At 69.9% G+C, this 12,897-nt stretch carries 10 protein-coding genes and 1 pseudogene; 3 read left to right on the top strand and 8 right to left on the bottom strand.

The genetic code is table 11. The annotated features are described in order from the left end of the window. From ABZ624_RS40215 to ABZ624_RS40205, 3 genes and pseudogenes are all read left to right on the top strand, one after another. Nucleotides 1-652: ParA family protein (locus ABZ624_RS40215; RefSeq protein ID WP_360100126.1), on the top strand; the 652-nt coding region annotated here is incomplete at its 5' end. Then, nucleotides 649-1,863, top strand: a complete 1,215-nt coding sequence (locus ABZ624_RS40210) for a ParB/RepB/Spo0J family partition protein (protein ID WP_360100123.1) — start codon at nt 649-651, stop codon at nt 1,861-1,863. The genes ABZ624_RS40215 and ABZ624_RS40210, both read left to right, overlap by 4 nt. A gap of 448 nt (nt 1,864-2,311) precedes the next feature. Then, a pseudogene (locus ABZ624_RS40205) lies at nt 2,312-3,001 on the top strand (DUF2637 domain-containing protein); the annotation flags it as partial. 1,695 nt (nt 3,002-4,696) lie between these two features. Here the strand turns inward: ABZ624_RS40205 and ABZ624_RS40200 are convergent. From ABZ624_RS40200 to ABZ624_RS40165, 8 genes are all read right to left on the bottom strand, one after another. After that, on the bottom strand, nt 4,697-8,371 hold the full coding sequence (locus tag ABZ624_RS40200; RefSeq protein ID WP_360100120.1) for a LysM peptidoglycan-binding domain-containing protein: 3,675 nt from the start codon (nt 8,369-8,371) through the stop codon (nt 4,697-4,699). Nucleotides 8,372-8,376: 5 nt separating this feature from the next. Beyond that, the gene (locus ABZ624_RS40195; protein WP_360100117.1) at nt 8,377-8,820 is read right to left on the bottom strand and encodes a pilus assembly protein TadG-related protein; all 444 of its coding nucleotides are present in this window, start codon (nt 8,818-8,820) and stop codon (nt 8,377-8,379) included. Next, a complete protein-coding gene (locus tag ABZ624_RS40190; RefSeq protein ID WP_360100114.1) occupies nt 8,817-9,275 on the bottom strand; it encodes a TadE/TadG family type IV pilus assembly protein in 459 nt (152 codons plus the stop codon). Before ABZ624_RS40190 ends, ABZ624_RS40195 begins: the two co-directional genes overlap by 4 nt. Further along, nucleotides 9,272-9,616 (bottom strand): TadE/TadG family type IV pilus assembly protein, encoded by a 345-nt coding sequence (locus ABZ624_RS40185; protein WP_360100111.1) that lies wholly within the window; start codon nt 9,614-9,616, stop codon nt 9,272-9,274. The genes ABZ624_RS40190 and ABZ624_RS40185 overlap by 4 nt, the downstream gene beginning before the upstream one ends. Nucleotides 9,617-9,699: 83 nt before the next feature. Beyond that, complete coding sequence (locus tag ABZ624_RS40180; protein WP_360100108.1) at nt 9,700-9,909, bottom strand: hypothetical protein; 210 nt, start codon at nt 9,907-9,909, stop codon at nt 9,700-9,702. Between the two features lie 53 nt (nt 9,910-9,962). Further along, entirely contained in the window at nt 9,963-10,865 is a 903-nt protein-coding gene (locus tag ABZ624_RS40175; RefSeq protein ID WP_360100105.1) for a hypothetical protein, read from the bottom strand. Next, on the bottom strand, nt 10,862-11,788 hold the full coding sequence (locus ABZ624_RS40170; protein WP_360100103.1) for a hypothetical protein: 927 nt from the start codon (nt 11,786-11,788) through the stop codon (nt 10,862-10,864). Before ABZ624_RS40170 ends, ABZ624_RS40175 begins: the two co-directional genes overlap by 4 nt. Further along, nucleotides 11,785-12,897: CpaF/VirB11 family protein (locus ABZ624_RS40165; RefSeq protein ID WP_360100100.1), on the bottom strand; the 1,113-nt coding region annotated here is incomplete at its 5' end. The genes ABZ624_RS40165 and ABZ624_RS40170, both read right to left, overlap by 4 nt.

The raw sequence follows: 12,897 nt of genomic DNA, 5'->3' as shown, positions 1-12,897 counted from the left end.
GGCTCAAGACGGGCCCACTGCCCGTTCGTCAGATCCCCACGTCCCACAGGACGTGATCACCAACCAACAAGATCAACTTTCGCAACAGACCCTAGACGTCCTCCCCGCCGCGTTCGACGGCTTCCTCCTCGACTCAAGGATCGCGCTGACCGCGGCCAGCTCCCGCGGCTTCCAGAAGGAAGCCGCCCTCGAGCGTGCCCTGCGCCCCCTGGAGGAGTACTACGACATCATCGTCATCGACTGCCCGCCCAGCCTCGGCCTTGCCACGGACGCCGCGCTCTACTACGGGCGCCGCCGGCGAAACGAGAAGCGGGGCAGGTCTGGCGTCATCATCCCAGTCCTCGCCGAAGACTCCTCCGCTACCGCCTACATGATGCTGGTCCAGCAGATCGAAGACCTCTGCAAGGACCTTGGTCTGGAAGTCGACTACCTCGGCCTGGTCGTGAACCTCTACGACTCCCGCCGCGGCTACGTCGCCACCTCCTCCCTGGCCAACTGGAACAGCCTGGAGGACCAGCGCGTCCTAGCCGTCATCGACGACCTGAAGGAACAACGCGAAGCCGTCCGCATGAAGCAGGCACTGCTGTCGTACGCGCCGGACAGCAAGCAGGCCAACGCCATGCGAATGATCGCCATAGGGGCCGCAGGATGAGCAAGGCAGACAAGCTCGGCACCGGCTCCGCCTTCGGCGCTGCCGCTACCGCGCGCAGCTCCCGCCGCGACGCCATTGAGAGCACTATCGGTGCGCAGGCAGCCGCGACCGCAGCCATCACCGACCTGCCGGTGACCCTCATCAGTGACAACCCCGACAATCCGCGCAACCATCTGCGCAACCTTGAGGAGACGGTTCAGACCGTCCGGGAAGTCGGTGTCCTCATCCCCATCGTCGTCGCGACCGTGGATGCCTACCTCTACGACCGTCCCGATCGGGACAGCGACATCGACGACGGCGCCCAGTACATCGTCGTCGACGGCCATCGCCGGCTCGAGGCCGCGCGCCGCGTCGGCATGGCCACCATCCCTGTACGCGTCGATAACGCACGCGTCGCCACCGACGAAGCACTCCTCGAAGCCGCTTTCATCGCGAACTACCACCGCGACGACATGACCGACCTTGAGGAAGCTCACGCTCTGCAGTCCTTGGTCGACTACTACGGCAGCCAGACTAAAGCTTCCAAACGGCTCGGCATCCCGCAGAACACCATCTCCAGCAAGCTCTCCCTGCTGAAGCTGTCACCGGAACTCCAGAAGGACCTGGTGAACGGCGAGCGCACGGTCGAGCACGTCCGGAACCTGGGCAAGCTGTCGCCTGAGGAGCAGAAGAAGGCGGATGAGCGGCGGGCTGCCGCTGAACGTCGAAAGCCCCTGCAACAGATGGCAGAACCTCCGCAGGCGACAGGTGAGGGAGCCCAGCCCAAAGACCGCGTCGAGGACACGGGCCAACTATCACGCCGTGATAATTCCGGGCAGGCACCCAGTCTTCCGGCGGCCGAGGAGGAGCAGCCTGGAGAGCAGGCGGGGGGAACCGACGAGGTATCTCGCCGTGATAGTTCGGAGCCGACGCCAAGCCGGACGTCGCATCAGCAAGAGACCGGACTCCCATTGGGAGACGGGAAGCGCATCCCAGAGCCGCGCCCGCAGGATGACGGGCAATCTCCCGCTGCCACGCAGACGACGCAGCACCACCGGCTGCCGTACGACCAACCGCCGCTCGTTGCCATGCACCTCAGACGGCAGATGGATGAGGACGGCTTCTTCGAGCTCCTCCGACTCCTGAGCATCAAGGCACGAGAACTCGACCGGACCAGGTTCGAAAAGTTGCTTGCCACCTTCACCGAAGCGCCGTCCATGCAGGTGGACTGAAACGCCATCAGCGGGACGCCGGCCCCGCTTCTCGCCGTCACGGTGAGGGAGCGGGGCCGCCCCTCCAGCTTGAGTGCACACCGTGCAACCCCAGGACGCGGCTCTGTCCGACACGTTCTCCGTTGCCGACGCGTGCAAGTAGGGGATTTTGCCTTGGCGGATGAGACCGGCCGCAAGTACCTATTCCAGCGGTCCATGGACCGCGGCGTCGCGGTGCCCGAGAGGTCACGGACGGCAGGGTCACCTACTACACCCGAGCCGAACTGGAGGCCTGGCCGGCTGCTTGGAACACGGCCAAGGCCACCGCGTAGGGCGGCAGTTCCCTGCCCGGGGACCAGGGCGACTCCATCCACGAAGCGATATCGATCGTGCTTCCGACATCCCACTATCGGCACGCACATGACAGTGTGAAGCCTAGCCATTACAGATACAGGAGGGGCAACAACACGTGGCCGCGCCACTGCAGCTGACACGGATGCACCGCGTACTCATCGGGGTGGTCGTAACCGGTGCCCTCATCATCGCCGGCATCGGCTTCGCCGGCTCCTACGCGGCCGTCCGCGAGCTGGCTCTGAAGAAGGGCTTCGGGAACTTCTCCTACGTGTTCCCGGTCGGCATCGACGCGGGCATCTGTGTCCTGCTGGCCCTGGACCTGCTGCTCACCTGGATCCGCATCCCCTTCCCGCTGCTGCGCCAGACGGCGTGGCTGCTGACGGCGGCGACGATCGCGTTCAACGGCGCGGCCGCCTGGCCGGACCCGCTGGGCGTGGGCATGCACGCGGTGATCCCGGTCCTGTTCGTGGTCGCGGTCGAGGCGGCCCGGCACGCGATCGGCCGGATCGCCGACATCACGGCGGACAAGCACATGGAGGGCGTCCGCCTCACGCGCTGGTTGCTCTCGCCAGTCCCGACGTTCCTGCTGTGGCGCCGCATGAAGCTATGGGAGCTGCGCTCCTACGACCAGGTCATCAAGCTGGAGCAGGAACGACTCGTCTACCAAGCGAGCCTGCGCTCCCGCTACGGCCGGGCCTGGCGCCGCAAGGCTCCGGTGGAGTCGCTCATGCCGCTGCGGCTGGCCCGCTACGGTGTTCCCCTCGCCGAGACTGCGCCCGCAGGGCTGGCCGCCGCGGGCATCGACGAGCCGCCGATCGCGTTTACCAGCTCACGGGCCTCGGTTCTCGTGTCCGCGCCGACCGCTGCGCTGGAGGTCGGTGCTCGGGATGGGGCAGCAGAGGTGCACACCGTCGAGGCGGCACCTGAGAGGGCCACTGCCAAGCGCCATGCTGATGAGCCGAACCCGCCTGTGCAGGCAGCGGCGATACAGAAGGAGACCGAAGCGCTCGGCGAGGCCTACCGGGCGTGGTTGTCCAACTTCCAGGCCCAACCCACCTCCGCCCAGTTCGCGCTCTGGATCCATGACAACCTGGGTATCGGCACCGGTTTCGGCGAGCCGCTGTCGGAAGAACAGGTGCAGCCCCTGCTCGAGGTCCTGAAGGCACGCTACGGCGCTGAGGTGCCGGATGATTCCAAGACCGCTGTCGATGGCCCGCAGCAGCAGGCCGGTGATGAGTTTTCGTGGGAGGACTACTTCCACAGTGCGTGGGTCGCGTACACGCAGGAACACGGGGGTCAGCCCAGCGCGGCCGCGCTCGCCACGTACGTGTACGAGCGGGACGGAATCACCAACGCGGACGGTGGACCCATCACCGGCGAGGACCTGGAGGCATTCGTTGCCCGTTTCCAGGAGCGCGGGCTCGCGAGAGTCTCGGTGAACGAGGACGCCGACGGTGCGGAGGCTGGTCCGGTGGACCAGGGTGCCGCGCGGGCGACATCTTCGTACTCCGGTGGGGCGTCCGCGACGCCGGCGCGCGTTGAGGATCCGGTGATGACGCCCACCGCATCGGCCGCCGAGGCACTCCAACCTGTTGACCTGCCACAGCAGCAGACCGTGCGAAATCTCGCCCCCAGCCCGTCGGCAAGTGCGTTGGCGGGCAATGAAGCCACCGCCCGGCTGCCGGAACAAGCGGCCCGGGAACCGGATATGGATCCGATCCAGCAGCAGATCGTTCAGGTGGCCGGATGGCTGGCCGAGGCTGAGGAGGCCGGTAAGAGGCTCTCGGGCTCCGAAGTAGGCCGGCGGCTGGGCGTGGCCGAGCGGACAGGGCGGCGACGGCTGGCGGAGGCCGAGAAGTATCTGTCGGAGCAGCGACGCCAGCAGGCCCGGTCACACCTGCGGTCGGTCACCGACCGATGACTGGCCCCGGGCCGTGGCCGATGCCGCCGCAGTGATCCTGGCGGCCACGTTTTTGATCCCATGGCCGAACCGGTGGCCGGTGGCCAACTCGGGGCCGTGACCGGCCACCGGCCACGTGGCCGGCCAGGCCCGATGCCGTGGCCGACGGCCTATGACCGATGGCCGATCCTGGCTCCATCGGTCACCGGCCAGTGGCCGGGCACCCCGAAAACGGCCATCCGTTCCGGCGCCGCGATGACCGGGCACGGGCAGAGGCTGCCTCGTGGGCGGCTGGTGGGCAAGAGGTTGGGTATCCCGCAGACCGGGGTATCCGGTCGTGCTCCGTGCGGATACCCGCAGCGTGAGGGGCAACAGCCGGCGACCGCATCCGCGACGGGCGTGGCCCGATTGGGAGCTGCGACGCTCAAGGCGCGGTGGCACCAGGCGGATGGCCGGGCGGGGCGGCGTGGCCGGTGTCGGCCACTGCCAGCGGCCACGGCCGCGAACAGTCGGCCACGGCGCCGGGCGAGTGGCCGGTGCCGTGGCCGGTTGAGTTCACCCCGGTTGCGGAGCTGCTTGACTCGTCGCTACGAGGGCGGGTCAGATCCTGGCGCGGAGTTGCTCAAGGACGGCGAGGGTCTCGTCGTCGAGTTCGAGTTCGTTGTTCTCGGTGAACTCCTCCAGCCAGGTGGCGGCGCGCTCCAGTGCCTCGTAGTCGCCAATCGCCGCGTAAGCCTGGAAGAGGATGCGGTGCAGGGATTCGACGGCGGGGGCAACCTCCAGGCCCTTGGTGGCCGCCCAGAGAGCGCCGCGCGGATCGTGGGCGGCCAGACGGCGCTCGGCCAGGATCTCCGCCGCGTCCACGATCTCCATGGTCATCACAAGGGCAAGATGCTCGGCCCACTTGTAGCGGCGCCGGTCAGTGGAGGAGAACGGCCGACCGCGTACGAGCTCCAGGGCGCGCCGCAGCGCCAGGTCCGCGTGTTCGTTGTTCGGGTCCTTCCCGGCCTGGGCGAGGCGTTGGAAGTCGTGCCAGTCGCAGCCGACCGAGGAGGAAATGCTGTAGCGGCTGTTCGCGGTCTTCAGCAGCGGGACGTACGGCTGGCCGTCGGTGTCACGGCCGAGCCAGGTCCGCGTCCTGGAGACCACCGCGTTGCGGTACTTGAGGCTGACCTCGTCGCGGTCGGGCCACAGGGCCTCGTCCAGGGCGCGGTGATCCAGGGCCGCGGCGTGGTGGCCGGGGTGGAGGACGAGCCAGACGGCGAGTTCGGTGTAGGTCCGCTGACGCTTCTTTTCAGTGAGGGTTCCGCGGGCGCCGACGACGTCGACCGGTCCCAGCACGCGTACCACCGGGTGCGGCGCTTCAGCTTCTCCCGTCTCCGTCTCTGTCTTCCGCGCGGCCGTGGGGGACGCGGTCTCGGGCAGTGCGGGGGCGGAAAGGACGTCGGCGGGCAGACGGATACTCACGGTCCTAGTCGGCGCTTGCTGTGCGGGAACTGGGCTTGGGGGAGCCGATGGAGCCCGGCCGGGCTTGTCCAGAGCGACGCCCAGGCCTTCGCTGGGTGCGCCCTGCTGAGGCGGGGTGGGAAGGGGGACGGCCGGGCTGCCGTCGCTCTGGCCCTGGCCGCCCTCGCCGGCCTGCTGATCCGCACGGTCGTCGTCGTCGTTGTTGTCGTGGCCGTCGTCTTCGTCGTCGAGAGCGGCGAACTGGGCGAGCAGATTCGGCACCCGCTCCGGACCGGACAGGGCCGATACGTGGTGGTCCGAGGATGCGGCCACTAGAGAATCACGGTCGTCGATGCCCTCGTCGGTCTCGAAGACGGGCCTGTGCGCGGCAGGGAGTTCCGGCTCGGGAGCGGGGCTGTCCTCGGCGCGGCTGATGGCAAGGGTCTCCAGCGCGTACGTGTAGTGCTCGTCGGACAGGGCCTGCAATGTGCAGTCGATGTTCACGCCATCGAGCGGCAGCCGGACGGCGCCGGCCTCGTCGGCGTACAGCGTCCAGGAGCTGTTCACGGGGGCGCCGGGCGGGAGGGGGCCGGTGGTGAGGACGGCGGTGGCAGTGCGCGGCTCGTCGGCGATGACCTGGAGCAGATCCTCGAGACCCTCTGCGTCACCGCCCTCGGCTACGTGGGCGATGACCAGAGCGGGTGTCCAGGCCGCCGCGGTGTCGACGCCGGTACGGGCATGGCGCACGGTGGCGGTACCGAGCAGGGCGAGGGCGCGCTGCTGTTCGCCGTGGTGGGCGCAAAGCGCGGCCGCCGCATCGGACAGGTTGGCGCGCTCGGTGACCCGTTCGCCGAGTTCCTCGGCGAGGCCTGGCGCGACGGTGTCGCCGGCCAGGACCAGGTCGAGGTGATGGGTGAACTCGCTGGTGGCCAGCTCCAGGGCGAGCGTGCGCAGTACCGCGTTGGCGGCTGGCCCGGACAGGTGCAGCTGGCCGACGTGCTCGAGGTCGATGAGGACCAGGCGGCCGTCGCCGTCCCAGCCGAGGCTGACCAGGGCCGGATAGGGCTCCTCGATGTCTCCCGTCTCGTCAGCCGGGAGGAGTTCGACAGTGTTGGTGGGGCATGACCAGCGGGTGAGCTGGTCCGGGGCGGCGGTGAACGGCGGAACGGGGGCGGCTGGTTCGGCCAGGTACAGCACGATGTCGCGGTCGCCGAGGACGATGGCCTCGACGTCGGGCAGATCGCGGCCGGCGTCGGCGAGATGGACGGCCATGGTGCGCAGGACTGGCTCGAGTACCGCGGTGTCGATGACGGCCTCGGTGACGCGCAGGGCGTGCTCGATGCGGGCTGCGTCGCCCTGGGGGAGGGCGATGTGGTGGCCGCGGCGGCGTCGGCGGAGCTGGGTGATGCGGCGGTAGGCGAGGAAGGACAGGAACCCGGTCGCCAGCACGCCGGTGGCCAGCAACCCGAACACCCCCGCCTGCTGCCCACGCTCTGTCCCGGCTGCCGGCGACGGAGACGATGCGGCCGGGGTAGGCGCGTCGTGTGCGCGGGGGGTGCTGCTCGTCGGGTCCGTGGGGGAGTGCGGCGCAGCGGACTGACCATCTGGCGTACGGGAAGCAGAGGCAGACGGAGAGGGTGTCGTGGTGGCGCTCGGCGCCGGTGTGGCGGTCTGAGGGGTGGCAGAGGCGGCCGCGGAGGGGCTGGTGGTCTGCTTCTCTTCCGATGTCGGAGCGCCCTTATTGCCCTGGGTGGCCGACCCGCTGCTGCCGTGGCCGTTCTCGTGATGGGTGTGCTGATTCTGCGGCCGCTCAGGGGTGGCACCCTGCTCCGGGCCGGTGCTGCCGTCGGGCAGGGTGAGGTGCTGTCCCGGATAGATCAGATCCGGGTTGGTGAAGTGCTGGCCGTACGGCTGCTCTTCCCCCTTGTTCGCCTCGAACAGCCGGGGCCACTGGGCGGCGTCACCGAACTGGTGCTGGGCGATGCCGCTCAGGTTGTCGCCGGACTTGACGGTGTACTCGCGCTCGGCTGCCTTGTCGGCGCCCTGAGACGGCTGGGCGTGCTCGTCGGTGGTGAGCTGGGTGTGCACGCCGTCCTGCTCGGCCGTGGGCTCGGCCTCTGTGGGCGAGGAGGCGGCGGGGACGAGGACGGTGGTTCCCTCGGGGAGGATCTTGTCCGTTGGCAGCTGCGGGTTGAGGTGCTGCAATTTCGGATAGCGCAGTCCGTCGCCGAGGTACTCCTCGGCCAGATCCCACCAGGTGGTGCCGCCCTGCCCCACGGCGTGCTCTGCGAGCACCGTTGCCCGCTCGCCGTGCCGGTCGGCCGGGGCGGCGGTGGCCGTCGGGGAGGCCTCTCGCCTACCGGTGTTCTCGTCGGCGGACATGGTCGCCGAGGTGTGGGGGGCGTGGGGGGCGGTCGCGGCGACGGCGGGGGTGGCGGCGCTGGCCGCGGCGGCGGGGGAGGCGAGCAGGATGCTGCCGAGCAGGAAGCCGGCCAGGCGCTGGCCGGTGGCCATGCCGGGCAGCCGCGGCGTGGTCCGTCGGACCACCACCGCGCCGATCTCCAGCAGGACGGGGATCACAAGCCACAGCCAGGTGATCCAGGCCGCGACGGTGAGCAGGGTCATCAAGCCGCTGCCGTCGTCCGGGCGCATCAGCGCCTGATGCACGGTGTCCCAGGAGGGCAGCGCGCCGGGCAGGGTGCCGATCGTCAACAGCGCCCAGGGCACGCCGACGAGGAGGAGGGCGAGGACAGCGAGCGCACACAGGCCCCGCACCACGGCGAGTGGCCACGTCAGCATCCGGCGCGGGCGGTTTTGGGTGTGGGGCATGGGGGTCAGCCTCCGGCCTGGTGAAGGAGGGTAGCGGTGCCGTGTCCGGTCACGGGGATGTGCGCGAATCCGACGAGGGAGGCGAAGTAGGGGCGGTAGGTGTCGTGGACGGTGACGCTCAGCGTCTGGCCGTCGGCGGCGACGCTCACCTCGCCGTCCACTTGGTGGGCGGCGAAGTAGGAGCGGGCGGCCGCCTGGGCGGCGTCGGGGTCGACCACGATCGCCTCGCCGGTGATGGCCTGGCCCGGGTCGATCTGCTGGGCGCCGGCCCGGGCCGCTTCCTGGGCGAGGTAGTCGGCGCGAGAGTCGGCGTCCAGGGCGGCCCCGCCATCGATGACGAGACCGATGACGAGGAAGGCAATGATGACGATCCCGGCATAGAACAGCTCCAACTGGCCCCGGTCCCGCTCGGTCCGGAGCGCGGCAGCGCGCCGCCGGCGGGCGATCATGAATTCCCCCGGGTGGCCCAGGTGTCCACGGCGGACGTCATCGACCCCGTCAGCGTCTTGGAGCCGCCCAGCCCCGGGACCGCCAGCTCGGACAGCGGCGCCGTGCACGACACGGTCGCCGTCACGGTCGCGGCCTGACCGACAGGGGCGGACAGGCCGCGGGTGTCCAGGACGACGCTGATGCTGGCGCAGTGCAGCCCCGAGCGTTCCAGACTCGCCTCTGCCGCCTGGCGGGCGGCGGACTCGCCGCTGGCCGGGTCGGCGGAGATGGAGGCGGTGCGGGCGGCGTCCCGGGCGGCAGCGTCCGCCGCGCTCTGTGCGTTGATGATTCGGCCGCACGCGATGAGCAGACCGAGCAGGACAAGCACCACGGGCACGAAGATCGCCGTGGTCAGGGACGCCCCGCCGCGGTCTCCCCCTCCCCAGCGGGAGCGCGAGGTGCTGTGGCGGCTCATTGTCGGAACTTCTCCTTCGGAGCCTGGACGCGCTGGTCGACGTGCCCGTCCCAGCCGGGCACCAGATTGATGACGCTGCCCTGGACCTCGACGCTGACCTGATTGCCGTCGTCCTCGACCTGGACCGACGGGCCGGACAGGGACCCGCCCATGCGGGCGAGGAAGTCACGGGCTGCTGTCTGCCCCGCGCCGGGAGCCGCGTTGTAGGCGCGCTGGGCGTCCAGGGCCTGCTGCGCGGCATGGTGCGCGACGGATCGGCCGTGGAAGTAGAGGCCGCCCTGGATCAGCGCGAACAGCATGAGGAAGGCCAGCGGGACCACCATCGACAGCTCGAGGGCCATCGCTCCGCGATCCTCGCGCATCTGCTCGCGTATCCGGGTTCGCCAGCCGGGCCGTGGCACAGGGAAGGTTCGGGGCAGTTTCATCAGAATCCGGCGATCTGGGCGACCTTCTCCGCGATCTTGGTGTTCGCCGCGGCGTAGACCACCAGGATCAGAGAGCCGGTCAGCGCCAGCCCGACGGCCCACTCGAACGCGGTGAACCCGGCATCCGATCTCGCCTCGACGCGGACGCGGGCGAAGTGCCGCCGGATCGGGCCCAGAAGGTGAGCGATGCGCTTACGCGTGCGGTGCACGGAACTTTCCTCTCGATTGAACTTTCGGTCCCCAGCCAGGCAGGCGGGACCGATCAGAACGCCATGATCCGGACCACGGCGGGGGCCAGCAGGAACGTCGCCATCAAGAACACGATGGCCAGCGACGGCAGACTCATCTTCTCGGTGGCCTCGTTCGCCTGTCCCTTCCGGTCAGCCAGCAGCGCGCGGCGAACGGCGACGGCCTGGGCCTCCAACTGGTCGAACACTGGGGCCTGTTCCTCACCAGCCAGCGCCAGCGCGGCTGCGGGGCGGGACAGTTCCGGCACACCGATCTCCTCGCCGAGCGTACGCAGAGCGCTCCACACGCTCAGGCCGGCCAGCTGGGCATGCTCCACGGTGTCCCGGATCCGGGCCTCCACCACACCCTCGCCAGGGGCCACCGCCCGCATCAGCGCCTCGGTGGCCCCGGCATCCGAGACACGCGCCAGCGCGACCCGCTCCAGCAGAGACGCCGCGTAGTACCGGTAGGCGCGTCGCGCCTTCTTCGCCTTGTCCCGCACATCGTCCAGGCACTTGAAGACCATGAACGCCGCGAACGCACACCCGGCCAGCAGCGACACCAACAGCGGCCAGCTCACCCCCATCAGCGAGGCGATGAACAAGAACCACTGCGGCAGAAGCATCCCCACCAGGGCGTACAGGGCGCACCGCCCCAGCAGCGAGGCTGGCGACAGCTCCAGCAGCGCCAGGTCGCGTGCGGGCAGCCGGGAGACGAACGTGTCGGTCTCCATCAGCCGGGTGCCGAGCCGGTCCGCCCACACCGCGGCCCCGCGCCCCTCCAGTTCGACAGCGCGGGCCGGGGCGTAGGCGTCGGGCTGATGGGTGCGACGCAGCACCTCGGCCAGCGGAGTGCGCTGCGGCATGAGCGCGCGCACCGCCAGAACGAGGAACACCGCGACGAGAGCGCCGATCACCATGCCGGGTACAGAGATCACGCCGCCGCTCCCCTCGCGGACTCCGCGGCCGCGCGCTCACGCGCGGTGGGCAGGGTGCGCGGCTCCGGCTCCAGACGGGCCATGCGGCGCAGCCACAACAACGACGCGACGAACAGCGCGCCCAGGACGATCAGACCCAACTGCCCCAGCGGGGTGGCGAACGGTGCCGAATACGAGGGGCTGGCCAGGATCACCGTCACCACGGCCAGTGCGAACAGCGACACTCGGCGTGCCTCGCTGCGGGCCTTGCGCCGCTCCGCCTCGATGTCGTGCAGATCGGAGGCTTGCCGGCTGACCAGAGCGGCCTGCGCGGACAACGCCGCGGCAAGGCCCGGGCCTCGGCTCGCGGTGTGGTCACGGAACAGACGCACGATGTCGTCCCCGATCCGGCTGCCGAGATCGTCCCCGAGCATCAGGTACGCCCACCGCGCCGGCATCCCCGAGGACAGACGCGACGCCAGCATCCCGGTCTCATACCTGAGCGCTGCCGGCACCGTGTCCAGCGTCTTGAGGATCTCCTCCAGGGGCTTGCCGCCGGCGCGGACACTGGCCAGCTGGTGCAGCCACTCCGCGATCGCCTCCAGCCGGGCCACCTCGGCCTGCTCCGAACCGCCCGGATACAGCACGAACGGCAACCCGGCCAGCGCCAGCGCAGCGAGCAGCCCGTGCACCGGCCAGCCGGTCACCGCCCACACCAGCACCCCGAGCACCGCCGAACCGGCCAGGACGAACCGGTAGTTGGAACGCCAGCCCTCCGGCAGCTCGGCCACCGCCCGCCGGCCCCTCGCCACCAGCCGCGACAGCGGGTTCGAGGCGGAGGATGCCGGCTGCCAGCCGCGCAGCACGGCCACCAGCGCGACCAAGCACAGCGCGACCAGCGCACCGCACAGCGCGCCGAGCCCCGACAGATACGACGAACTCATGCCGCTGCTCCCTTGCGGCCCACCAGCTGAAGCGGCGGCCAGTCTCCACGGCCCTTGAACTGGGCCAGCCAGCGCCGGTCGAAGCCGTGCCGCTCCAAGTGCCGCATGCGCCGCTCGCTCACCGGTGTGCCCGTCGGCACCGCACGCTCCTCCAGCACAGGGCCGTCCACGCTCTCGTGCGGCCCGAAGATCTTCGACAGGGCGACACCGCCGCCGTCCCCGCGGCCCGCGGTCTCCCACACATGCGTCACGTGCCGGTGCACCCGGCCGCCCAGGTGCGTCTCGTCGATCTTGTCGACGTACACGATCAGGTCGACGGCCGCGGCGATCAGCCGGGTGGCCGCATCCCCGGACAGCCCCGCACGGGCCAGCGGCACGATCAGCCGCTCGATGACCGTCTCCGGAAGCTTGGAGTGGACGGTGCACATGCCGCCGATGCCCGCGCCGACCATCGCCTCGAGCATCGCCACGGCCTCCTCGCCGCGGACCTCGCCCACCATCACCCGCGTCGCCTTGTACCGCAGCGAGATCCGCACCAGGTCGCTGAGCGTGATCTCACCGATCGCTCTACCGGAGGCATCCCGCTCGCCGTTGCCCTCACGGGCCTGGAAGGCCAGCACATGCGCCGGCGTATCCGGGCCGTCCAGGTTCAGCTCCCGGTCGCTCTCCAGCGTCGCCACCCGCTCATGGGCGGGAATCTCCCGCCCGAGCGCGCGCATCAGCGTGGTCTTGCCGGTCGCCATGTTCCCGGCGATCAGGATCGACAGCCCCGCCTTCACCGCGCACGACAGGAAGGAGGCCACTACCGAGTCGACCATGCCCCGCTGATGCAGCTCCGCGAGGGTGGCCCGCTCCAGGGTGTGCCGGCGGATCGCGATCGTTACACGCTGGGTGAGCACGGTTGCCGCTACACGAGAGCCGTCCGGCAGCTCGAAGTCGACGGCACCCGTGGTGTACGACAGCAGCCGCTCACCGTGCCCGCTGCCCGAAGCCATCTGGTTGACCCACTCAATGGGTGTTATCAAGTTGAGGAGCGGGGGTGTGATGATCTTGGTGGGGATCGTTGTGGGAGGGGCCGTTCGTGGATACCGCTGCACCGTCGTACCGGG

This window comes from Streptomyces sp. NPDC007205 (assembly GCF_040634095.1).
In the GTDB taxonomy this organism is placed as follows: Bacteria; Actinomycetota; Actinomycetes; order Streptomycetales; family Streptomycetaceae; genus Streptomyces.
Note: the sequence above shows the minus strand (reverse complement) of the source record. Positions and strands in the feature narration are given on the sequence as shown.

Excerpts from the sequence above, each read along its gene's own strand:
- ABZ624_RS40195 (WP_360100117.1), bottom strand. The coding sequence starts at position 8,820 with ATGATCGCCCGCCGGCGGCGCGCTGCCGCGCTCCGGACCGAGCGGGAC.
- ABZ624_RS40210 (WP_360100123.1), top strand. The coding sequence starts at position 649 with ATGAGCAAGGCAGACAAGCTCGGCACCGGCTCCGCCTTCGGCGCTGCC.
- ABZ624_RS40185 (WP_360100111.1), bottom strand. The coding sequence starts at position 9,616 with ATGGCCCTCGAGCTGTCGATGGTGGTCCCGCTGGCCTTCCTCATGCTG.
- ABZ624_RS40190 (WP_360100114.1), bottom strand. The coding sequence starts at position 9,275 with ATGAGCCGCCACAGCACCTCGCGCTCCCGCTGGGGAGGGGGAGACCGC.
- ABZ624_RS40170 (WP_360100103.1), bottom strand. The coding sequence starts at position 11,788 with ATGAGTTCGTCGTATCTGTCGGGGCTCGGCGCGCTGTGCGGTGCGCTG.
- ABZ624_RS40200 (WP_360100120.1), bottom strand. The coding sequence starts at position 8,371 with ATGCCCCACACCCAAAACCGCCCGCGCCGGATGCTGACGTGGCCACTC.